Origin of the sequence: Cypionkella aquatica (genome assembly GCF_030161095.1) — a bacterium.
GTDB classification, from domain to species: Bacteria; Pseudomonadota; Alphaproteobacteria; order Rhodobacterales; family Rhodobacteraceae; genus Cypionkella; species Cypionkella aquatica.
The window spans coordinates 18,733-42,055 of record NZ_BSPP01000014.1; the positions used below are offsets into that span (position 1 = coordinate 18,733).

The window sequence follows — 23,323 nt, forward strand, 5'->3', positions numbered from 1 at the left end:
AAAGCGGCGGTCAGATAAGCCAGAACTTTCAGCGCCCACTCTGAAACCGCGCGCCAAATGGCATCTGGCCCCCCGCGGGTGCCGCAGATGGTGCGCGCAAGGGCCAGGCGGCATCGCACGCGCAAGGGCAGGGCGCAGGGCTGCCAATCAATGGGTTAACAGGATATGAATGACCCCATGCTAACCCGTTGATTTGTCATAAACGCGGCCTGTGTCCGCGCGTGGACAGCTAGCCCAGCGCTGCAACCCCCGGCAAAGTCTTGCCCTCCATCCACTCCAGAAACGCGCCGCCGGCGGTCGAGATAAAGGTGAAATCCGCCGCAGCCCCGGCCTGATTTAACGCAGCAACCGTATCACCGCCGCCCGCGACCGAAACCAATTTCCCCTCGCGCGTCAGCCGTGCCGCAGCCATCGCCGCCGCATTGGTGGCCATATTGAACGGCTCAATCTCAAACGCCCCAAGCGGCCCGTTCCAGATCAGGGTCTTGCAGCCCTCAAAAACCTTAGTAAGCGCCGCGACAGTCTTCGGCCCCGCATCCAAAATCATCGCATCACTGGGGCAATCCTTGACGCCAACCGTCTCATTTGCAGCCCCCGCCTTGAATTCCCGCGCCACCACCACATCAACGGGCAGATGGATCACACAGCCCGAAGCCTTGGCCTTCTCAATGATCTCAAGCGCCGTCGCGGCCATATCCCGCTCGGCCAAGGATTTGCCGACCTCAATGCCTTGGGCGACCAAAAACGTATTGGCCATACCGCCACCGATCACCAGATGATCAACCTTGCCGACCAGATTGCCCAGCAGTTCCAGCTTGGTAGAGACCTTCGCCCCCCCAACAACAGCCACAACAGGCCGCACCGGATCGCCCAAAGCGGCCTCAAGCGCCTTCAACTCGGCCTCCATCAACCGCCCCGCAGCCGAGGGCAGCAAGGCCGCAATCCCAGCGGTCGACGCATGCGCGCGGTGTGCCGCCGAGAAGGCATCATTGACGAACATATCGCCCAAAGCCGCCATCTCTGCCGCCAGTTTTGAATCGTTCTTTTCTTCACCACCGTGAAAGCGGGTGTTCTCCAACAACACCACATCGCCCTGCGCCGCCTCGGCAATCGCGGCCTTCGCGGCATCGCCGATGCAATCGCTGGCAAACACCACGCGACGACCCAAAGCCGCCTCCAACGCGGGTTTCACATGGATCAGGCTCATCTCTGGCACGACCTTGCCCTTGGGCCGATCAAAATGCGCCAGCAGCACCACCTTCGCGCCGCGCGCGATCAAATCCTCGACCGTGGGAGCGATCTTCTCGATCCGCGTCGCATCGCTGACCTGACCGTTTTCCATCGGCACGTTGATATCCACACGGGTCAAAACGACCTTTCCCGCCAGCGCCATATCGTCGATAGTCTTCCAGGCCATTGATGCCTCCATAACTGTTTGCAACTGTTTCCGCCGATCTGACACATTCGTCAACCTAAAGCCCTTCCCCTTCTGCCCATGGATGGTTACTTTCCGCCCCAGATCAAAAGAAGGATGCGCCCTATGGCCGAGATCAAAGACCCGGAAAACACCATCATCATCACCCTGAAAGATGGCGAGGTCGTGCTGGAAATGCTGCCCGAGATCGCGCCGAAACATGTCGAGCGGATGAAAACCCTTGCCCGTGCGAAAGCCTATGACAACGTCTGCTTTCACCGCGTGATTGACGGCTTCATGGCGCAGACCGGCGATGTCGCCAATGGCAATATGGAAAGCGATTTCAACCTGCGCCGCGCAGGCACCGGCGGGTCAGAGCATCCTGATCTTCCGGCAGAATTTTCTGGCATCCCGCATGACCGTGGCACCATCGGTGCGGCACGCTCGTCCAGCCCGAATTCGGCCAACAGCCAGTTCTTCATCAACTTTTCCGACAACCACTTCCTGAACCGCCAATACACGGTTTATGGCCGCGTGATCAAAGGCATGGAGCATGTCGACAAAATCACCAAGGGCGAGCCGCCAGCAAACCCCGACCGTATGATCACCGTGCGGGTGGCTGCTGATGTTGCGTAACATCCTTGCGGCTTTGCTGCTGACCGCCGCCCCGGCTTTTGCCGAAGGCGACGGCCCGGGTCCGAATCTGGTGATCGAGGTTTCGGGTGCGGCCAAGGGCGAGATCGTGATTGATCTTGATACCAAAGACGCGCCGAAGCATGTGGCTCAGATCGTCGCTTTGGCGCAAAAAGGCGCATATGATGGCGTGGTGTTTCACCGCGTGATCGACGGCTTCATGGCGCAGACCGGCGATGTGCAATTTGGCAAAGCGGGTGGCGACACGGCGATGGCGGGCACGGGTGGTTCGGATATGGCCAACATTCCGGCCGAATTTTCCGATGTGCCGTTTGCGCGTGGCACGGTTGGCATGGCGCGGTCCTCTGACCCCGATTCTGCCAACAGCCAGTTCTTCATCATGTTCGCGCCGGGTGATTTCCTGAACGGCCAATACACTGTGGTTGGCAAAGTGATCAAAGGCATGGATGTCGTCGATGCGATCCAACGCGGCGAACCGCCATCGACCCCGGACGTGATGACCAAAGTCACCGTGCAGGAATAAGCTCGGCGTGATCATTGCCAGATAAACGCAAAAGGGGGCCAGTCCGGCCCCCTTTTTCTTGTCTGAAACCTGCCAAGCCTGTCTCTGCGCAGTTTCACATTGGCCTAAATATTCCCGCCGGAGGCATCCGCGGTAACGACAGGAGCCTCCGGCGGGAATATTTTTACCATTGTGAAATCATCGCCGCCCCAGAAACCTGGAGCCCCAAAAAGCTGGAGCCGCAGAGCCCTGATTTGGCCAAGACCCGCGAGGTCAAGGCCGCAGGGGTGGTTTAGTCAAGCAAGACCAAGGCATGCCGCTTTTTGCCCGCCGTCAGCTTCAGCGGCTCTGCCAACATGCCGGCGCCCACGCGCAGGCCGGCATCGGTGACGACCTCGTCATTCATCCGCGCGCCACCTTCCTGAATAAGGCGCTTGGCGTCTTTGCCGGTGGCGGCCAGTCCGGCGCGCACGAACAACTGCACGATGCCAAGCCCCTCGGTCAACTCGGACGCCGTGACCCGCAATGTTGGCAAATCATCGCCCACGCCACCCTTTTCAAACACTTCGCGCGCGGTGGCTTCTGCGGCCGCTGCCGCCTCGGCACCATGCAAAAGCGTGGTGGCAAGGTTAGCGAGGATGATCTTGCCCTCGTTGATCTCGGACCCCGACAGGCTGCCCAGACGGTCACATTCCTCTACCGGAAGCTCGGTGAAGATCTTCAGGAATTTGCCGACATCGGCATCGGTGGTGTTGCGCCAGAACTGCCAGAACTCGTAGGGCGACAGCATATCGCCGTTCAACCAGACAGCACCACTGGCCGATTTGCCCATCTTGCGCCCATCCGACGTCGTCAAAAGCGGCGTGGTCAGCCCGTAAATTTCATGGTCCAGCACGCGGCGGGTCAGATCAATACCGTTGATGATATTGCCCCATTGATCCGATCCACCCATCTGCAAGATGCAGCCATATCGGCGGTTTATTTCAAGAAAATCATAGGCTTGCAAGATCATGTAGTTGAATTCAAGGAAAGACAGCGACTGCTCGCGGTCCAGCCGGGATTTCACCGATTCAAACGACAACATGCGGTTGACGCTGAAATGCCGCCCGATGTCGCGCAAGAAATCAAGGTAATTCAGATGGTCCAGCCATTCGGCATTGTTCAGCATCACCGCATCGCTGGCCCCGTCGCCGTAGGACAGGTATTTCGCAAAAACCTTTTTCAGCCCGGCGATATTCTCGTCGATCTTGGCGGGCGTCAGCAACGGGCGCTCTTCTGCGCGGAAAGACGGATCACCGACCTTGGTGGTGCCGCCGCCCATCAGCGTGATCGGCTTGTGCCCGGTCTTTTGCAGCCAGCGCAGCACCATGATATTCATCAGATGCCCGACATGCAGACTGGCTGCCGTCGCGTCATAGCCGATATAAGCAGGCACCACGCCTTTGATCAAAGCCTCGTCAAGCGACTGATAATCCGTGCAATCGGCAACGAAGCCGCGCTCGAACATCACACGCATGAAATCAGATTTCGGATGGTAGGTCATGGCACACTCATGCTTTAAGGTTCGCAGGGTATAGCGGGCGAGGGGGCCAAGGGGAAGATGGCGAAACACGGGGCGATCTGGGTGCTTGGCACAATGTCGGGCACTTCGCTGGACGGTGTGGATGCCGCCATGCTGCGCACCGACGGTCATGTGATTGTCGAGTTCGGCCCCGACGCCTACCGCCCCTATTCAACCGCCGAGCAAACAACGATCCGCAAAGCTTTGGGGCAATGGCCGGGGGATCTGGCCGTGGCCGCCGCCGCCGAAGTGGTGGAAACCGCCCATGCCGAGGTGCTCAGCCGTTTTACAGGTGCCGAGATGATCGGCTTTCATGGCCAGACACTGGCGCATGATCCGGCGCATGGCCGCACGCATCAGGCTGGAAACGGCGCACTTCTGGCGCAAACGCTGAACCTGCCGGTGGTGTGGGATTTCCGCTCGAACGATGTGCAGATGGGCGGGCAGGGCGCGCCTTTGGCGCCGTTCTTTCACTTTGCCTGTGCCAAATGGATACAGGCCACCGAACCGCTGGCGATCCTGAACCTTGGCGGCGTCGGCAATGTCACCTGGATCGACCCCAGCCAGCCCAGCCCGGACTCCCCCGGCGCGTTGCTGGCGTTTGACACCGGCCCCGCCAATGCGCCGATCAATGATCTGATGCAGGTGCGCCTTGGTCTGGCGCAGGACGCGGGCGGTGCCTTGGCTGCGCATGGGCGGGTTGATGAGGCCTTGGTGAAAGCCTTTCTCGCGCAGGCTTATTTTCACAAGATCCCGCCAAAATCCTTGGATCGCAATGACTTCCACGCCTTCTTTAAGAAAACCCATAAACTCTCAAACGCCGATGCCGCAGCCACAATGACCGGGATTGCCGCAGCCTCTGTCGCCCGCGCCGCCGAGCATTTTCCGCAACCGATCACCCGTTTGCTGGTCGCGGGCGGTGGTCGCCACAATGCCGCGATGATGGCGCAGCTGGCCCAACGGATGCCGTGCAGGGTAGAGCCGATTGAGGCCGCAGGCCTGAACGGCGATATGCTAGAGGCGCAAGCCTTCGCCTATCTTGCCGCCCGCGTCGCCTACGGCCTGCCAACATCTTGCCCCAGCACGACGGGCGTTCCCGCAGCCGTCGGTGGTGGTCAGATCAGCCGACCGTAACCTTGCCCCATATTTAGTGGGTCTCCTTTTCAAAATCGCAACCTACAGAGATTTGTCCCAGCTGGGACAAAATCAGCCGCGATCAGCCGCCAAAAGAGCCGCGATTTACTTGCCCGCCGCCCGCGCTTGCTGCACCAAAGAGGTCGTATAGATCACCAAAGCCAGCCAGATCATGGGAAAGGCGATCATCTTGCCACGGCCAAATGGCTCGCCAAACACGAACACTGCCGTCAGAAAGATCATCGTGGGCGCAATGTATTGCATGATGCCGATGGTGGACAGCCGCAGCAGTTTCGCGCCATTGGCATAGATCATCAGCGGCACCGCCGTCACCAATCCACAGGCCAGCAGCAACACGGTGTCCGAGGTTACCCCCGCCATGAAATGGCTGCTTCCCGTCACCTCGGCCCAGATCACATAGCCAATCGCGAAGGGCAGCAGAATCAGAACCTCAAGAAAGAACCCTTGATTCGGCCCAATCGGCAGCGACTTCTTCAGGTAAGCATAAATGCCCCAAGTGACCGTGAGCCCCAAGGCCACGACCGGCAATCTGCCCGCCTCGATCGTCAACACCACCACCGCCAAAGCCGCCAGCGCAATCGCCCATTTCTGCGCCGCACTCAGGCGTTCGCCCAACAACATTGCCCCCAGAAACACCGAAAACAGCGGGTTGATGTAATAGCCCAAAGCCGCGTCCAGCGCATGCCCTGCGCCAATCGACCAGACATAAATCCCCCAGTTGACCGAGATCAGCGCCGCAGTCGCGAATCCCATCAGCAGCATTTTGGGCGTGCGCAACGCCCGCCACAGATCCGCCGTCCGCCCCGTCGCCCACAAAACTGCACCAGCAATCGGGATCGACCAAATCACCCGATGCGCGATCACCTCAGCCGGTGAGATATGCGCCACCGCCTTCATGAAGATCGGCAAAAACCCCCACAAAAGATAAGCAGTCAGCGCAAAGCCAAAGCCACGCAGCGAGTCTTCATTCTTGGGGGGCACGTTTTCCATGCGCCTTTGCTACCTTCACGCCAAGCCCCGCGCCACGGCTAACTTGTGTGGGTTACATTCGCCGCGTCAGATAAGCCTTGGTGAACGCCGCATAGCCTTGGCTCGTCACCCGCAATTCATCCTGCATGATCTGGTGCAACGCGGGCAATTGGTGGAACGGCACCGCCGGATAGACGTGATGCTCGGTATGATAGGGCATGTTCCACGCCAGAAACCGCATCGCGGCGGTTGTAAAGGTGGTACGGGTGTTCTCGAACATATTCGTCACCTGCGGGCAGTCGCCATGCTCGGCCAGCAGATACAGCCGCAGCGCAGGTTGGCCCAAAAGCACCGGCAACAGCCAGACCCAGAACAGCAGCGGGCTTATCAGCAATGACGCCAAAACCAGCGCATACCCCGCCAGCATCCAGCGCGCCTCGGCCACAATCCGGGGCAGGGCGCTGGCGGGCAGATATGCGCCCCCGGCCCGCCCGCGCGCCAGATCAATCAGCAGCCGCACCTCGGCACTCCAGTAGGGCAGACCCGAGACATGCCAGAGCCAAGCCGCAATCCGGTTCGGCTTTTCGCCCGCAAGTTCGGGGTCTTTGCCCGGTTGATTGGTCCAGCGGTGATGCGCCAGATGAAAATAGCGAAACCACTGAAACGGCAAAAGCAGCAGAAACCCGCACAGATGCCCGACGACCTCATTCAACCGCTCGGACGCAAACGGCGTCTTATGCGTCGCCTCATGCTCCAGCGTGAACAGAAACACGATCAACACGCCTTGAACGGGAAGCAAAAGCCACCAACCCGGCACACCCGAAGAAATCAGCGCGCCAACCCCCAGAATAGCGCCCAGATGCCCCGCCAAATGCCGCAAACCCGCCCGATCTGACCGCATCTGCAGACGCGCCTTCACCTCGGGCGCAAGATTAGAAACAAAGCTCTTGTGATTCATACCTGCAATCTGTCGCAGCGCCATTGCCCATGCAAGCCCCTTTCCCCCGCCCCAGCGCCGTGCCAATTTGCCACCAAAGGGGGGCCAGATGGCACAATCCGTCCTGATCATTGGCGCAGGCATCATCGGTGCCAGCCTTGCCTTTCACCTTGCCCGCCACGGCGCGCAAGTGACGGTGCTTGACGCCGCAACCCCCGCCAGCGCCGCCTCTGGCCGCAGCTTTGGCTGGATCAATGCGAGTTTTTACGAGAACCCGGCGCATCATCACTTGCGGGTGGCCGCAATGGCCGCGCATCACCGCCTTGCCCATCTGCTGCCCGATGCCGCGCCAAACTGGCAAGGCACCCTGTGGTTTGAGCAGCAAGGCGCGGATTTTGAGACCAAAGCCGCCGAACTTGCCGCGCTCGGCTATGCAGCCAAAGCCGTGACCCAAGCCGAAATCGCCACGTTAGAGCCTCGTGTCGCCAATCCCCCTGCGCAAGCCTTGCACATCGCCGCCGAAGGTTCGGTTGACCCCGCAGCGCTGACCCGCGCCTTGCTCGCAGCGTCTGGCGCAAAGGTTCTGAGTGGCATCGCCGCGAAATCGCTGATCGAGGCCGCAGGCCAGATCAAAGGCGCGCGCACAGCAATTGGCCCGTTCACCGCTGACCATACCGTTCTTGCCGCGGGCGTGGCGTCGCCCGCACTCTTGGCGCCGCTTGGCCTTGATCTGCCGATGCTGACCCGCCCCGGCATCATGGTCTACACCAAACCCGTCACATGGCGCATCAACCACATTCTGGTGACGCCGGATCAGGAAATCCGCCAAGACGCCAGCGGTGCCATCCTTGCCCCCGGCATCGTCAACCACCAAGCCGATGCATCCGAATCCATCGCCAACCCGCAGGCCATGGCAGACGCCACGCTGCACCGCCTGCGCGCCCGCTTTAACGCGCCCGATCTGGAATTGGACCGTTTCACCCTTGGCTTCCGCCCGGTGCCCGCCGACGGCCTGCCACTGATCGGGGCCGTGTTGCCGGGGCTGAGTTTAGCCGTGATGCACTCGGGTGTGACGCTTTCGGCCTTGGCGGGTGAGGCTTTGGCCGCCGAGATCACAGGGCAGGGCGATCACCCCCTGCTTGGCGATTTCCGCCCCAACCGTTTGCTGCGCACAATCTAGCGCCCGCCCGCGCGCTCTCCCCGCCGCCCCGGACTTGATCCGGGGCCTCACCTTACACCATGAGGCCCCGGATCAAGTCCGGGGCGGCTTGGGGACTGTGGCAGCGCATGAAAAAGCCACGCAAAGCATCGCCCTGCGTGGCCTGAAAGATCAGCGAAAAACCTTAGCCGCGCAGGATTGAACGTCCCGCAAACTCAGCGGTTTCGCCCAGCATTTCCTCAATCCGGATCAGTTGGTTATACTTCGCCATCCGGTCCGAGCGCGACAGCGACCCGGTTTTGATCTGGCCGCAGTTGGTCGCCACTGCCAGATCGGCGATGGTGTTGTCTTCGGTCTCGCCCGAGCGGTGCGACATCACATTGGTATAGCGCGCACGGTGCGCCATATCGACGGCTTGCAGCGTCTCGGTCAAAGTGCCGATCTGGTTGACCTTCACCAGCATCGAGTTGGCCACACCCTGCTTGATGCCCTCGGCCAGACGGCGCGGGTTGGTCACGAACAGATCGTCGCCCACCAGTTGGATCTTGCTGCCCAATTTGTCGGTCAGCAGCTTCCAGCCCGCCCAGTCATCCTCGGAACAGCCGTCTTCGATCGAGATGATCGGATAATCCGCCGCCAGACCAGCCAGAAAATCGACGTTTTCTTCGATGGACAGCGATTTGCCTTCGCCCTTCATCTCATAACGCCCACCCTTGAAGTATTCGGTGGCCGCGCAATCCAGCGCAAGGAACATATCCTCGCCGGGTTTGTAGCCGGCCTTCTCAATCGACTTCAGGATGAAATCCAAAGCGTCACGCGCCGAGCTCAGACCGGGCGCAAAGCCACCCTCATCACCCACGTTGGTGTTATGGCCCGCCGCAGACAGCTCTTTCTTCAGGGTGTGGAACACTTCCGAGCCCATCCGAATGGCCTCTTTCACGTTCGCAGCCCCAACCGGCATGATCATGAATTCTTGAATATCAATCGGGTTATCAGCATGTTCGCCGCCGTTGATGATGTTCATCATTGGCACTGGCAGCATCCGCGCCGAGGTGCCGCCGACATAGCGGAACAGCGGCTGGCCGGTGAATTCTGCCGCTGCCTTGGCCACAGCCAAAGACACGCCAAGAATGGCATTTGCGCCCAGACGCGATTTGTTCGGCGTGCCGTCCAATTCGATCATGGTGCGGTCGATGCCGACTTGCTCGGTTGCATCAAAGCCGACAATTTCTTCGGCCAACTCGCCGTTGACGGCGGCCACAGCCTCCAGCACACCCTTGCCCATGTAGCGCGATTTGTCGCCATCGCGGCGCTCATTCGCCTCGTGCGCGCCGGTCGAGGCACCCGATGGCACCGCCGCGCGGCCCATCGCGCCGCTTTCCAGCAGCACATCAACTTCTACAGTGGGGTTGCCGCGGCTGTCGAGAATCTCGCGGGCGTGGATATCAATGATCGTGCTCATGTCTGGCCTCCGAATGGGCGGAAATGGTGCTCTCTTGGGCGTCTTAGCCCAAGGGTGCGTTCAAGGAAAGCGCGCGTTTGCGGGCGCGCTCGCGTGCAAAGGAATAAAGCCCCGAGGCCACGATAAGCGCCGAGCCGCACAATGTTATGACATCGGGATATTCGGCGAAAACCAGCGCCCCGATCAGCACCGCAAACACCAGCCGCACATAGCGGAAGGGGGCTACGACCGAGACTTCGCCGATCCGGGTCGCCCCGATGATCGCCCAATAGCCCGCAGTGCCAAACACCAGCGCCCCGATCAAAGCATAGCTTTCCCAAAGCGTTGGCACAGCAACCTCACCCGAACCTGCCATCATCAGCGCGCCAAGCAAGGCCACCGACATCAGCCCCCAGGTCGAGATTTGTGCGGTTGAAGTGTCTGCGGGGATTTTGCGTGCCATCAAATCGCGCAGGGTCAGACCAATCACCGTGATCAGCACCCAAAGCGCCTCTGGGCGAAAGCCATCCAAGCCGGGCCTGATCACCAAAATCACCCCAGCAAATCCCACCGCAATTGCCACCCAGCGCCGCCAGCCGACTTTTTCCTGCATGAACAGCGCCGCAGCCATCGTCACCGCCAAAGGCAAGGCTTGCAGCACAGCCGACACCGTCGACAACGGCACGGTCGCAAGGGCTGTGATATAGGCAAATGTGCCGACCATTTCACCCAAGCCACGCGCCAAAACAGCCGGATGCAACGCAGCACGATTGAACACCGGCCGACCTTCATGCCAGGCCATCAGCGCGAAGATCACCACGCCAAACACGCCCGAGATAAAGATGATCTCGCCAATCGGCAGGCTTTCAGCCGCCATTTTCAGAAACATATCTTCAAGCCCGAACAGGGCCATCGACACCACCATGAACAGGATGCCGCGCAGGTTATCAGAGGCCAAAATCTATCCCTTCTTGACCGGTACGCCAAGCAATTCCAGCCGATGCCCGATCAGCCGATAGCCCAGCCGCGCCGCGATCCGCTCTTGCAAAGCCTCAATCTCGGGATCCACAAATTCAATGACTTGGCCCGTATTCACATCAATCAGATGGTCGTGATGGTCGCGCTCTGCATCTTCATAGCGCGCACGGCCATCGCCGAATTCCAGCCGCTCCAGCAGGCCCGCTTCCTCGAATATCTTGACGGTGCGATAAACCGTCGCCAGCGAGATTTTCGGATCAACCTGCACGGCACGCGCGTAAAGTTCTTCGACATCCGGGTGATCGTCGGCCACTGCAATCACCCGTGCAACAACGCGGCGCTGATCGGTCATCCGCAAGCCTTTTGCGACGCCGCGCGAGATCAGGTCGGTCATGGCAAAGCTCTCCCTCTGAATAGGCCCGCGTGTAAGGGAAAGCGCGCGGTGCTGCCAGCGATTTTGCGTGGCTTGACTTCGCAGCGGGTGCGCCAGAGGTTGACGCCAAAACGAGGATCAAGATGCGCAAAGAGCGACTGGACAGGGTAGGGCTTGCGGCCCTGATTGCGGTGACTTTGCTGCTGGCGGTCAATCAGATCGTGGTGAAAGAGGTCAATCGCGGCCTTCAACCCGTGTTTTTCGCTGGCGCACGCTCGGCTTTGGCGGTGGCGTTCGTGTTTGCATGGCTGCAATACCGTGGCTTGTGGCATCGGGTTCGCTGGGCAGATCTTGGACCCGGCCTTGCGATCGGTGCGGTGTTCGCGGCCGAGTTTCTTTGCCTTTTCATGGCTTTGGATCTGACAGCTGTTGGCCGTGCCTCGGTTATCTTTTACTCGATGCCGCTTTGGCTGGCGGTTGCCGCACATTTCTGGCTGCCGAACGAGCGGATCACCCCCAAGCGTGGGTTTGGGCTGGGCCTTGCCTTCATCGGCACGGCTTGGGCGATTCTGTCGAAAAGTCCATCAGGCCATGCCAGTGTTGCAGGCGATATCTTGGCGTTGGTTGGCGCTTGGGGCTGGGCAGGCACCGCGTTTTTGGCGCGCAAAACCCGGCTACGCGAGGCCGGACCAGAGGCGCAATTGTTCTGGATGGTGTTGATTTCAGGGCCAATCTTGTTGGCGGCCAGCCCGCTCTTCGGCCCGCTGATCCGCGATGTGCAAGCGATGCATTGGGTCTGGCTGGTGCTGCAGGCGGGCGTGGTGGTGGCGGGTGTATTCATCACTTGGCTGTGGCTGTTGTCGGTTTATCCAACCTCGACCGTCGCAAGCTTTTCGTTTCTGACACCGCTGTTTGCGATAATTTTGGGCTACTTCATTTTTGACGAAGCGTTGTCTTTTGGCCTCATGATGGCGGCCGGTTTTGTTGCTGCGGGAATCATTCTGATCAATCGACGCTAGGCTTGCGCTGGCTTTGCAGCCTGTGGAGGAATCATCCCGCTGCAACACGATCTGAACCAAACCGCGCAAAGGTGCAGCACGGCTTGGGTTTTTGCGGCTGTTAAGATTTCACATGAAGCACAAGGCGCATGCGCTCTGACACATCTTCTCACATCGGCGTGATGGCACGGCTAGACATTGGGTTTAGGTCAAGCACAAAATCTTGTGGGTAGGTGCAATAAATCCGTTGATGCCTGTTCGGATTTACGACAAGTTGATGACGCGCCGTTACTGGCCACAAGATGTAGTGTGCCAGTGTATTTCCAAAGCTCACCGTCGCGCCCCGAAATATAGGGATGCACAGCCAAACTTCGGCTGCGGTGAGATGGAAAAAGCCAAGGCGAAAGACTTTGACAAGGACGCGGCTCAGCAGAATCCGCGCCGAAACATGGGACAGGCAGATGAAAATCGAGCGGAAGTTTACCACCGAAGCAACCGGTGCATACGGCGCGATGGCGTTCTCGACGACGGTGTCGGAAATCCGCAATCCGGATGGCACCGTGGTGTTTCGCAACGAAGCCGTAGAGGTGCCTCAGGGCTGGAGCCAGGTGGCATCGGACGTTCTGGCGCAGAAATACTTCCGCAAAGCAGGTATCCCGGCGGCGCTTAAGCGTGTGAGAGAACGTGATATTCCCAAATTCCTGTGGCGTTCGGTTCCTGACGAGGATGCTTTGGCCAAACTGCCGCCCGAGCAGCGTCTGGTTGGCGAAACCTCGGCCAAACAAGTGTTCGACCGCTTGGCTGGTGCATGGGTCTATTGGGGCTGGAAGGGCGGCTATTTCACGACCGAAGGCGATGCAAAGGCCTATTATGATGAGATGCGCTTTATGCTGGCGCGGCAGATGGCGGCGCCCAACAGCCCGCAATGGTTCAACACCGGGCTGCACTGGGCTTACGGCATTGATGGGCCAAGCCAAGGCCACTACTATGTTGATCACGTCACGGGCGAGCTTACTAAATCTAGTAGCGCTTACGAGCATCCCCAGCCGCATGCTTGCTTCATCCAATCGGTAAAGGATGATCTGGTCGGCGACGGCGGCATCATGGATCTGTGGGTGCGTGAGGCGCGGCTGTTCAAATATGGCTCTGGCACTGGCACCAACTTTTCCAGCTTGCGCGGTGAAGGCGAAAAGTTGTCGGGTGGTGGTAAATCTTCGGGCCTGATGGGCTTTTTGAAGATCGGCGACCGTGCGGCAGGGGCGATCAAATCGGGCGGCACCACGCGGCGCGCGGCCAAAATGGTGATCTGCGACATGGATCACCCCGATGTCGAAGCCTTTGTGAACTGGAAAGTCATTGAGGAACAAAAGGTTGCAAGCCTCGTCGCAGGCTCCAAGGCGCATGAGCTGAAACTGAACGAGATTTTCACCGCGATCCGCCAATGGGATGGCTCGGCCGAGGATTCGGTTGATCCGGTCAAGAATCCGGCCCTGAAAGCTGCGATCCGTTCGGCCAAAAAGGCCATGATCCCTGACACTTACACCAACCGCATCCTGCAATATGCGCGCCAAGGTTTCACATCCATCGAATTCCCCACCTATGACGTGGATTGGGATTCCGAGGCTTACATCACCGTCTCCGGTCAAAACTCGAACAACTCGGTCCGCGTCACCGATGCTTTCCTGACCGCTGTGAAGGACGATGCCGATTGGGCGCTGATCCGCCGCACCGACGGCAAAACCGCCAAGACCTTGAAAGCCCGTGATCTTTGGGATCAGGTTGGCCATGCCGCTTGGGCCTGCGCCGATCCGGGCATCCAGTTCCATGACACTGTGAACGCTTGGCATACCTGCCCGGAAGACGGTGCCATTCGCGGCTCGAACCCGTGCTCGGAATACATGTTTCTTGACGACACCGCCTGTAACTTGGCCTCGATGAACCTTCTGACCTTCTTCAAGGATGGAAAATTCGACGCCGACGCCTATATCCACGCGACGCGCCTTTGGACGCTGACACTGGAAATCTCGGTCACGATGGCGCAGTTTCCCTCGAAAGAGATCGCGCAATTGTCCTATGATTTCCGCACCTTGGGTCTGGGCTATGCCAATATCGGCGGGCTTTTGATGAACATGGGTCTGGGATATGACTCCACCGAGGGCCGCGCTTTCTGTGGCGCTTTGACCGCGCTGATGACCGGGGTTTCCTATGCAACCTCGGCGGAAATGGCGGGCGAACTGGGCGCCTTCAGCGGCTATGCCCGCAACGCTCAGCATATGCTTCGGGTGATCCGCAATCACCGCGCGGCGGCTTACGGCAAAACATCGGGCTACGAGGCGGTAAACGTCAATCCTGTGGCCTTGGATGCCGCCAACTGTCCGGATCAGACGCTGGTGACACTGGCGAAATCGGCGTGGGACGAGGCGCTGACCTTGGGCCAAGCCCATGGGTTCCGCAACGCACAGACCACCGTGATTGCCCCCACCGGCACCATCGGTCTGGTGATGGATTGCGACACCACCGGCATCGAGCCTGACTTTGCACTGGTCAAGTTCAAGAAACTGGCGGGCGGCGGCTATTTCAAGATCATCAACCAATCGGTGCCAGCCGCTTTGGAAAAGCTGGGCTATTCCACCTCTCAGGCCGCTGAAATCGTGGCTTATGCGGTCGGTCATGGCTCGATCGGCAATTGCCCCGGCATCAACACCACCGCTTTGGTCGGCCACGGCTTTGGCGCGCGCGAGTTGGAAAAGATCGAAGCCGCGTTGCCTTCGGCTTTCGACATCCGCTTTGTGTTCAATCAGTGGACGATTGGCGAAGATTTCTGCAAGAAAACCCTCGGCATCCCGGCGGAAAAACTGGTGGACCCCAGCTTTGATCTGCTGCGCCATCTGGGCTTTACCAAGGCGCAGATTGATGCCGCGAACGACCATGTTTGCGGCACGATGACGCTGGAAGGCGCTCCGTTCCTGAAGCCCGCGCATTATTCTGTGTTCGATTGCGCCAATCCTTGCGGTAAAACCGGCAAGCGCTATCTGTCGGTGGAAAGCCATATTCACATGATGGCCGCCGCGCAGTCGTTCATCTCAGGCGCAATCTCCAAGACCATCAACATGCCGAATTCGGCCACCATTGCCGAGACTTTGGCAGCCTATGAACTCAGCCATTCGCTGGGGATCAAAGCAAACGCACTTTACCGCGATGGCTCGAAACTGTCGCAACCCTTGGCTTCGGCTTTGGTGGAAGATGATGAAGAGGCAGAAGAAATTCTCGCCACCGGTTCGGCGCAAGAAAAAGCTGCCGTGCTGGCCGAGAAGATCGTCGAGAAAATCATCTACAAAGATATCATCCGCACCAACCGCGACAAGCTGCCGGAGCGCCGCAAGGGCTACACCCAAAAAGCCATCGTCGGCGGCCATAAGGTCTATCTGCGCACCGGCGAATACAGCGACGGCACCTTGGGCGAGATTTTCATCGACATGCACAAGGAAGGCGCAGGCTTCCGCGCCATGATGAACAACTTCGCCATCGCGGTCTCGGTTGGTCTGCAATACGGCGTGCCTCTGGAAGAGTTTGTCGAGGCCTTCACCTTCACCAAATTCGAGCCTGCGGGCATGGTGCAGGGCAATGATTCTGTGAAAAACGCCACCTCTATTCTGGACTACATCTTCCGCGAGCTGGCGATTTCCTATCTGGATCGTACCGATCTCGCCCATGTCAAACCCACCGGGGCGTCGTTTGACGATCTGGGTCGCGGCGAAGACGAGGGCAAGCGCAACATCTCCGAGCTTTCGGACCAAGCCGCCACGCGCGGGCTGGAAGTGCTGAAGCAAATCTCGTCCACCGGCTATCTGCGCAAGCGCCTGCCGTCGGAACTGGTGGCGCTGCAAGGCGGCATGGGGGCGATGGCTTTGGCGAATGGCACCGATCCGGTGTCGGCGCTGAACATGCTGATCCCTGAAACCGCACGCTCCCTGAGCGGCGCTGGGGCGACAGCCCTTGCCAGCGGCACCGTGACAATGGACGCGCGGGTGAAAGCGAAAATGCAAGGCTACGAGGGCGATCCCTGCGGCGAATGTGGCAACTACACGCTGGTGCGAAACGGCACCTGCATGAAGTGCAACACTTGCGGCGGCACGAGCGGGTGCAGCTGAGTTTGTAAGAAACTGTCTGTAAATTGGGGCATAGTTAGCGCAAATCGGCTGACTATGCCTTGGGTCCGACCTTCGGGAACCGCAGAAAAGCCCATGGAAACATGGGCTTTTTCTTTGTTTTGCAACAAGTGCCGAAGCTGGCCGAAACCGATAGGCTTTCTGCCCTTCCGCCCTGCCAACTGCTGATCATAAAGCCTCCCTGCGGCACAAAGAGGCGCAGGCTCGCTTTCGGGCTGAAATGGCGGACAGGCTGCGCGCTTCGAGGGCAGATGCCGAGAGGTCAATCCCCGATCCGCGCAAGACTGACGGTGAAGTTCGTGCAGAAGGCAGGCGATGCATTGCCGCTCTATTAACTATCACTTCTGAAAAGCTGATGGCGCAGGACAACCACCTTTGTCACGTTATTTGGCCCCATATTCCTGATTTTGGCCGAATCTCGCTATTCTCGATTTGCTCGAGTTCGATGATCAGGAACCAATTCCCTCTGACATCGTTTTCAGACGTAGCCGCATTGTGATCCAACCTTGCTCGTTACCCGCGTCTCATCTTCAATGCCAATTCTTGCGGCTTGTCGCGGCTCAGCACCCAGTCAGAAAGGCAGCAAAATGGCGCGTCCTATGTACAATACCGAAATCGGAAATGCAGGCGAAACCCAGCAAAAGGGCGGGGAAGCTTTGACGACCAACAGCGGCATGCCGATTTCTGACAACCAGAACAGCCTGCGTGCGGGTCACCGCGGCCCGACCCTGTTGGAAGATTTCATCCTGCGGGAAAAGATTTTCCACTTTGACCACGAACGCATCCCCGAGCGTATCGTGCACGCCCGCGGCTCGGCAGCGCATGGCTATTTTGAATGTACTGATCCGATCCCAGAACTGAGTCGAGCTGCGCTGTTTGCCGAAAAAGGTAAGAAGACACCGCTGTTCACGCGGTTTTCAACCGTGGCTGGCGGGGCAGGGTCGGTTGACACCCCCCGCGACGTGCGTGGCTTTGCGGTCAAATTCTACACCGAGGAAGGCAATTGGGATCTGGTCGGCAACAACATCCCGGTGTTCTTCATCCAAGACGCGATCAAATTCCCAGACCTGATCCACTCGGTCAAGATGGAGGCCGACAAAGGCTATCCGCAAGCCGGTTCGGCGCATGACACGTTCTGGGATTTTGTCTCGCTGATGCCAGAAACCATGCACACCGTGATGTGGGCGATGTCTGACCGTGCCATCCCGCGCTCGCTGCGGATGATGGAAGGCTTTGGCGTGCATACGTTCAAGCTGGTGAATGCCAAAGGCGCTGCAAGCTTTGTGAAATTCCACTGGCGCCCGCGTTTGGGCACGCAATCCCTTGTCTGGGATGAAAGCGCCAAGCTGCAAGGCGCCGACAACGACTACCACCGTCGCGACCTGCACGAGGCCATCGCTGCAGGTGATTTCCCGGAATGGGATTTCGCGGTGCAGGTGTTCGATCAGGCACTGGCTGACAGCCTGCCCTATGATGTGCTCGACCCCACCAAGATCATCCCAGAAGAGATCGTGCCGCTGCGGGTGATTGGTCGCATGGTGCTGGATCGCAACCCCGACAACCACTTTGCCGAGAATGAGCAAGCTGCGTTTCTGCCCTCTAACATTGTGCCGGGCATCGACTTTTCCGATGATCCGCTGCTGCAAGGGCGGCTGTTTTCCTATCTCGACACGCAGAAATCCCGGCTGGGGACGACCAATTTCCATCAGATCCCGATCAACGCGCCGAAATGCCCCTACGCCAACATGATGCGCGATGGTCTGATGCAGACCGCCGTGCCAAAGGGGCGCGCGAATTACGAGCCGAACAGTCTGGACCTTGCCGCTGAAGATCCCGGCCCACGCGCCAGTGCCTCGGGCTTTATGACCGCACCGCAAGAGGTTGCCGGAGAAAAGCTGCGCATCCGCGCCGAAACCTTTGGCGATCACTACAGCCAGCCGCGCATGTTCTGGCACTCGCAAACCGAAAACGAGCAAGCCCATATCGCTTCGGCTTTTGTGTTCGAGTTGTCGAAGGTCGGGTTGGACCATATTCGCAGCCGCGTTCTGGCCAATCTGCAAAACGTCGATCCGGGGCTTGCGCAGCGGGTTGCGGATGGCATCGGGATGGATTTGCCCGCAGCAGCGAAACCGTTCCGTGCACCCGTAGAACTTGCACCATCGGATGCGCTTTCGATCCAGAAGAACTGGAAGCCGACGCTGCAAGGCCGCAAGATCGGCCTGCTGTTTGGCGAAGGCTCGGACAAGGCCGAGATTGACAAGCTGATCGCGGCGATCAAGGCCGAAGGTGGCAGCGTTTTCACTGTGGCACCCAAAGTGGGAATGCTGAAGCTGAAAGGCGGAGAGATGAAGGCCGACGGCCAACTGGCAGGCTCGCCTTCGATGCTGTTTGATGCGATCGCGATGATCCTGGCACCCGATGTGGCTGAGAAGCTGGCCAAGGATTCTGCAGCCGTGGGCTTTGTCAACGAGGCTTTCGTCCACCTGAAGGCGATCGGGCATTGCAACGGATCGAAGGTAATTCTGGCGCGGGCTGGTATCGAACCAGATGCGGGCGTTGGCCATTACAGCAAACTGCCCGAAACCGCCAAGCACCGCTACTGGGCGCGCGAGGCGACGATCCGCGATCTGGCCTGAACCTGCGCGCCCTGCTTCGGTCTAGAGCAGGGCGCGATAATTGGTTGATAAAGCAACCGGTCGATAAAGCATATGTGCCGGTGGTGTTCAGATCAGTTGATCTGCATGCCCCGGCATATTTTATTTATGGTCTTGAAACTGACGCACAAACGAAATTTATCTGCCTGAACTTTGCATCGTAATAGGCAATAATCCGCTATATATTATCTTCGGTTGTATAACTAGGCAATCGCCCGGAACTTAATCACCGCCACTGTGTTTTCCTATCACCTGAGCAGTCGCAATTCATCATTGCGCCAATCATTCCAAGGAGGAACATCATGCGTGGATTTCAAGCAAGTATGCTGAGCGCGGCCTTTGTCGTCACACTGGGCGGCACCGCATTTGCACAGACCGAAACAGTGGCACCCGCCACGGCGCCTACGGCAGATTGCGATGCGCAATTCACCGCTTTGGATGCTGATGCAAACGGCTACCTGACCGATGCCGAAGCGCCGCGCGAATTCGCCCGTGCGCGCGTTGACGCGATGACCCCGGAAGCCAGCGGCATCAGCAAAGCCGCCTTCCTCGAGATGTGCGGCTCGGAAAACTGGGCGCAGAACACCCCGGAAGAAGGCGCACCCTTTGAAGGTGCCAACAGCTTTACCGAAGAGCAGGCGCGTGACCGTGCGGTGGCTTGGAACGTCACCGAAGTCTCGGCCTTGACGCTGGACGACAAAGGCATCTGGCGCGGCATCGGCAAGGTGGACGGCGCCGAAGTCTCAGTTGCCGTGGACTACAAAGGCAACGTCGTCACCACGCCGAAAGCCTAAGCGCGCGCAATAAACATCAGAATTGGAGAAAATTATGGCTGTAACAACAAAAGTCTATGACGACTACGCCACCGCACAAGCTGCGATGTCGAATGTAAATGCGCTTGGCCTGCCGGGCGTTGACGTGTCGCTGATCGGTGACGAAGGCTTTCGTGATTACGATCAGGGCCTGATTCAGCGTGATGCGGTGACTGGTCGTGTCGTAACTGTCAACACCGATGCCGATGCCTCGGGCACCGCGACCGGTGCGGGCATTGGGGCCGTGATTGGCGGCAGCGGCGGTCTGCTTGCCGGTCTGGGCTTGCTTGCCATTCCGGGCGTGGGCCCGGTGGTTGCGGCGGGCTGGCTGGCTGCGACCGCAGTGGGTGCCATCGGTGGCGCGCTGGCGGGTGGCGCTGTTGGTGCGATTGTCGATCTGGGCCTGTCCGAGGAAGATGCTCCGGTGTTTTCCGAGGCCATTCGTCGGGGTGGCGTGGCCGTCAGCGTCCGCTTCCCGGAAGAGCATCGCAACGCCGTTGTAACGGCGCTGGACAACACCCCGACGCGCTCGCTTGAAGATCGTCGTATCGGGTATGAGGCTGAAGGCTGGCGCTCGGAAGAAACCGAGGAAGAACGCCAGATCCGTTTGCGCGCTACCCGGCCACTTGATCCACCGATGGGTTTCTAAGCACATCGGATCGGTGTTAAAAAAATCCTTGGGGCCACGCCAATGTGGCCCCAAGCTCATGGCAGTCATATTTTATTCAGAAGAGCAATTATTATGGATCAAAGATCAGCATAATATACGTGGAACGATGATATATTAAAGTATCTTTGATTTTCCGTCCAAAAATCGAATATTTCTTTTAGCTAAAAAGCCAATTATGGCAGTTTTAGATCCCATGTTCGTGTGGAAATATGAATTGCTCCCGCAGCAGCATCGCGCGGCATGGTCTCAGCACTGCTGTGTGTTCTCCTGCGCAGTCTTGCACTGTGGGTGACGCCTGAAAGAGCTGCGGTCCGGTGGCTATGATCGGATTTCAATGAGTGCGAAAAGCACACCGTCTCGCGAGAAACACGCATCTGGTCGCGTTCAGGCATAGATCAGCAGCACCAAGGAATAGCGGCTGAGGATCAGCATTGTCCGAGTATGTCCGCGCCAAGACGCAGGCCCTTCAGGCGATCACGCGGGACGGTTACTGCGTTCAAAGACCGTCACCGACTGCCAATCCACCTCTACCGCGGTTTCCACGACCTCATCCATACCCACCGGAGTTTGCGTGGTGTCGATCCGCTTGGTCCATCCGCCTTCTGGCAGCGTTATGATAATTCGGTCGGCGGCGTTAAGGCAGATCAGCAGATCAGGTTGCTCGGGGCGCGCCAGCCGCAGCATGACGCAGGACGCGCCTTCCGCCTGCCAATCTTGTTCGGTCATCGCGCCACCACGCGGATGCAGCCACTCTGCAACCATCGCATCCTGCGCTGCACCATCGCCCAGTGCAAAGGCTGCCCGCGACAGTCCGATCTCTTTGCGGAACGCCAGCAGGTCGCTGACCGCCGTGATCAGATCCTGATCTGCCTTTTCCCAGCCAAGCCATGTCGTCTCGTTATCCTGACAATAGGCGTTGTTGTTGCCGCCCTGCGTCTGGCCAAATTCATCGCCCGCAAGGATCATCGGCACGCCCTGCGACAGCGCCAGAGTGGCCAACATCCCACGCACCCGGCGGCGACGCGCCTCTAGGATGCCCGCATCCTCGGTCGGCCCCTCTGCACCCAGGTTGTGCGACAGGTTGTTGGAATGGCCATCCGCGCCATTTTCGCCATTCGCCGCATTGTGCTTGTCGTCATAGGCCACAGTGTCCGCCAGTGTGAAACCGTCATGGGCCGCCAGAAAGTTCACCGAGGATGTCGCAGGGCGGTTCGAATGATTGAACTGCGTGGGTGACCCCAGCAAGCGTTGCGAGATTTGCGGTGCCATCCCGCTGTCGCGCCGCCAGAACGCCCGCATATCGTCGCGCGCCTTGTCGTTCCATTCGCGGAACGGCCACGGAAAACCGCCCACCTGATAGCCACCCTCGCCAATATCCCACGGCTCGGCGATCAGTTTCACCTTTGACAGCACCGGGTCTTGCCGGATCGCATTAAAGAACGCGCCTTCGCGTTCAAAGCCTGACGGCTCGCGCCCAAGCGTCGAGGCGAGATCAAAGCGGAAACCATCGACATGCATCGCCTCCACCCAATAGCGCAGGCTGTCGAGCACCATGCGCAGCACCATCGGATGCGCGATGTTCAGCGTGTTCCCGGTGCCCGTGGTGTCAAAGCCGTGGCGTGGATTTTCCGGCGACAGCAGATAATAGCTGGCGTTGTCAATGCCGCGGAACGACAGTGTCGGCCCAAGCTCGTTGCCTTCGGCGGTGTGATTGTAGACCACATCCAGAATAACCTCGATGCCTGCGGCGTGAAAGCGGCGGATCGCCTGCTTTACCTCGCGGATATAACCGGATTTCAGATAGGGCCGGTTCGGGGCAAAGAAGGAAATCGTGTTGTAACCCCAATAGTTTGACAGGCCCTTCTCCACCAGATGACGGTCCTGCACAAAGCCGTGGATCGGCAGCAATTCTATCGCTGTAGCGCCAATCCGGTGCAGATGCGCGATCACCGCGTCGCTGGCCAGCCCGGCAAAGGTGCCACGATCGGCCTCGGGCACCTCGGGATGCAGTTGTGTCAGACCTTTGACATGCGCCTCATAAACCACCGTATCTTCCCAAGCATGGTTCAGTGCCTTTTCGGCATCCCAATCAAAGCTCGGGTCTGCCACCACGCATTTTGGCATGAAAGGCGCCGAGTCGCGATCGTCCAACTGGGTATCTGACCCGCCAACCGGATAGCCGAACAGCGCATCGTCCCAAACCAGATCGCCGGTCAGTTCATTTGCATAGGGGTCCAGCACCAATTTGGCGGGGTTAAAGCGGTGACCCTGCTCTGGCGCGAAAGGGCCATGCACACGGTAGCCATAAGCTTGTCCCGGCCCGATGCCCGGCAGATAGCCATACCAAATGCCGCCCTCCATCTTGGGAAGGTCAAGCCGCTGGATCTCCACCTGACCTGAGGCATCGTAAAGGCAAAGCTCTACCCGCGTCGCATGTTCCGAAAACAGCGCGAAATTTGTGCCCTGCGCATCGGCAACCGCGCCAAGCGTGTCACTGCGCCCGGCAGACATATCGAACGCGGCAATCTGCTTCGGCTGATCCAGCATGGCGGTGGTGTCCTTTGTGAATAATGCGATCATCAAACGCGCCCCACCGCGCCCGGTTCCGCTGCGTTGCAGAAAGATATCCGACCCGACTAAGCAGCCCCGCCATGATCACGCGGCCGCAGCATTGCCCACCCCGCCACCCGCACTTGCGGCAGCGATTGGGGCACTTCTGCCAACGAACGCCCCATGCTCCGCCAAAACCACGAATAACGGCAGGCCAGCAAACCCGCGCCTAAGCCTTTGACCGCAAATAAGAACGCGCAGCGACCGTGACCTGCCACGGGATTTTTCCTCCATCTGCGACTAGAGTCCTCCCCAAGGAAGGGACGG

17 protein-coding genes are annotated in these 23,323 nt (G+C 59.0%); 9 read left to right on the forward strand and 8 right to left on the reverse strand.

Annotated features, from left to right (window positions below):
- Positions 1–229 precede the first annotated feature (229 nt).
- Complete coding sequence (locus tag QQJ98_RS17965; RefSeq protein ID WP_284325554.1) at positions 230–1,417, reverse strand: phosphoglycerate kinase; 1,188 nt, start codon at positions 1,415–1,417, stop codon at positions 230–232.
- A 123-nt stretch (positions 1,418–1,540) separates the two neighbouring features.
- On the opposite strand from QQJ98_RS17965, the gene QQJ98_RS17970 reads away from it, so the two are divergent.
- Together QQJ98_RS17970 and QQJ98_RS17975 are read left to right on the forward strand one after the other, a co-directional pair.
- Entirely contained in the window at positions 1,541–2,050 is a 510-nt protein-coding gene (locus QQJ98_RS17970) for a peptidylprolyl isomerase (protein ID WP_054008635.1), read from the forward strand.
- Positions 2,040–2,591: a peptidylprolyl isomerase gene (locus QQJ98_RS17975; RefSeq protein ID WP_284325555.1), complete on the forward strand. Its 552-nt coding sequence runs from the start codon at positions 2,040–2,042 to the stop codon at positions 2,589–2,591. Before QQJ98_RS17970 ends, QQJ98_RS17975 begins: the two co-directional genes overlap by 11 nt.
- A 271-nt stretch (positions 2,592–2,862) precedes the next feature.
- On the opposite strand, the gene tyrS is transcribed toward QQJ98_RS17975, so the two are convergent.
- Positions 2,863–4,113, reverse strand: a complete 1,251-nt coding sequence (tyrS, locus tag QQJ98_RS17980) for a tyrosine--tRNA ligase (protein WP_284325556.1) — start codon at positions 4,111–4,113, stop codon at positions 2,863–2,865.
- Positions 4,114–4,170: 57 nt separating this feature from the next.
- Between tyrS and QQJ98_RS17985 the strand changes: the two genes are divergently transcribed.
- Positions 4,171–5,265, forward strand: coding sequence for an anhydro-N-acetylmuramic acid kinase (locus QQJ98_RS17985; protein ID WP_284325557.1), 1,095 nt, complete (start codon positions 4,171–4,173; stop codon positions 5,263–5,265).
- A 105-nt stretch (positions 5,266–5,370) separates the two neighbouring features.
- Here QQJ98_RS17985 and rarD read toward each other — a convergent pair whose 3' ends face one another.
- A complete protein-coding gene (rarD, locus tag QQJ98_RS17990) occupies positions 5,371–6,276 on the reverse strand; it encodes an EamA family transporter RarD (protein ID WP_284325558.1) in 906 nt (301 codons plus the stop codon).
- Positions 6,277–6,328: 52 nt separating this feature from the next.
- Positions 6,329–7,213, reverse strand: a complete 885-nt coding sequence (locus QQJ98_RS17995) for a fatty acid desaturase (protein WP_284325559.1) — start codon at positions 7,211–7,213, stop codon at positions 6,329–6,331.
- An 88-nt stretch (positions 7,214–7,301) separates the two neighbouring features.
- Between QQJ98_RS17995 and QQJ98_RS18000 the strand changes: the two genes are divergently transcribed.
- The gene (locus tag QQJ98_RS18000; RefSeq protein WP_284325560.1) at positions 7,302–8,372 is read left to right on the forward strand and encodes an NAD(P)/FAD-dependent oxidoreductase; all 1,071 of its coding nucleotides are present in this window, start codon (positions 7,302–7,304) and stop codon (positions 8,370–8,372) included.
- A 163-nt stretch (positions 8,373–8,535) separates the two neighbouring features.
- On the opposite strand, the gene eno is transcribed toward QQJ98_RS18000, so the two are convergent.
- Genes eno through QQJ98_RS18015 form a run of 3 tightly spaced genes read right to left on the reverse strand, consistent with a single transcriptional unit; the run spans position 8,536 to position 11,164 of the window.
- Positions 8,536–9,813: a phosphopyruvate hydratase gene (eno, locus tag QQJ98_RS18005; RefSeq protein WP_284325561.1), complete on the reverse strand. Its 1,278-nt coding sequence runs from the start codon at positions 9,811–9,813 to the stop codon at positions 8,536–8,538.
- A 43-nt stretch (positions 9,814–9,856) separates the two neighbouring features.
- Entirely contained in the window at positions 9,857–10,750 is an 894-nt protein-coding gene (locus tag QQJ98_RS18010) for a DMT family transporter (RefSeq protein WP_284325562.1), read from the reverse strand.
- A 3-nt stretch (positions 10,751–10,753) separates the two neighbouring features.
- A complete protein-coding gene (locus QQJ98_RS18015) occupies positions 10,754–11,164 on the reverse strand; it encodes a Fur family transcriptional regulator (protein WP_284325563.1) in 411 nt (136 codons plus the stop codon).
- A 122-nt stretch (positions 11,165–11,286) separates the two neighbouring features.
- On the opposite strand from QQJ98_RS18015, the gene QQJ98_RS18020 reads away from it, so the two are divergent.
- The 5 genes from QQJ98_RS18020 (at position 11,287) to QQJ98_RS18040 (ending at position 20,425) form a co-directional block, all read left to right on the forward strand.
- Positions 11,287–12,162: a DMT family transporter gene (locus tag QQJ98_RS18020; protein WP_284325564.1), complete on the forward strand. Its 876-nt coding sequence runs from the start codon at positions 11,287–11,289 to the stop codon at positions 12,160–12,162.
- A gap of 440 nt (positions 12,163–12,602) precedes the next feature.
- A complete protein-coding gene (locus QQJ98_RS18025; protein WP_284325565.1) occupies positions 12,603–16,292 on the forward strand; it encodes a vitamin B12-dependent ribonucleotide reductase in 3,690 nt (1,229 codons plus the stop codon).
- A gap of 617 nt (positions 16,293–16,909) precedes the next feature.
- Positions 16,910–18,946, forward strand: coding sequence for a catalase (locus QQJ98_RS18030; protein WP_284325566.1), 2,037 nt, complete (start codon positions 16,910–16,912; stop codon positions 18,944–18,946).
- Positions 18,947–19,266: 320 nt separating this feature from the next.
- Entirely contained in the window at positions 19,267–19,758 is a 492-nt protein-coding gene (locus tag QQJ98_RS18035) for a hypothetical protein (protein WP_284325567.1), read from the forward strand.
- 34 nt (positions 19,759–19,792) lie between these two features.
- On the forward strand, positions 19,793–20,425 hold the full coding sequence (locus QQJ98_RS18040; protein WP_284325568.1) for a hypothetical protein: 633 nt from the start codon (positions 19,793–19,795) through the stop codon (positions 20,423–20,425).
- Positions 20,426–20,920: 495 nt separating this feature from the next.
- Here the strand turns inward: QQJ98_RS18040 and glgX are convergent, their stop codons facing one another.
- On the reverse strand, positions 20,921–22,993 hold the full coding sequence (glgX, locus tag QQJ98_RS18045; RefSeq protein ID WP_284325597.1) for a glycogen debranching protein GlgX: 2,073 nt from the start codon (positions 22,991–22,993) through the stop codon (positions 20,921–20,923).
- Positions 22,994–23,323 lie beyond the last annotated feature (330 nt).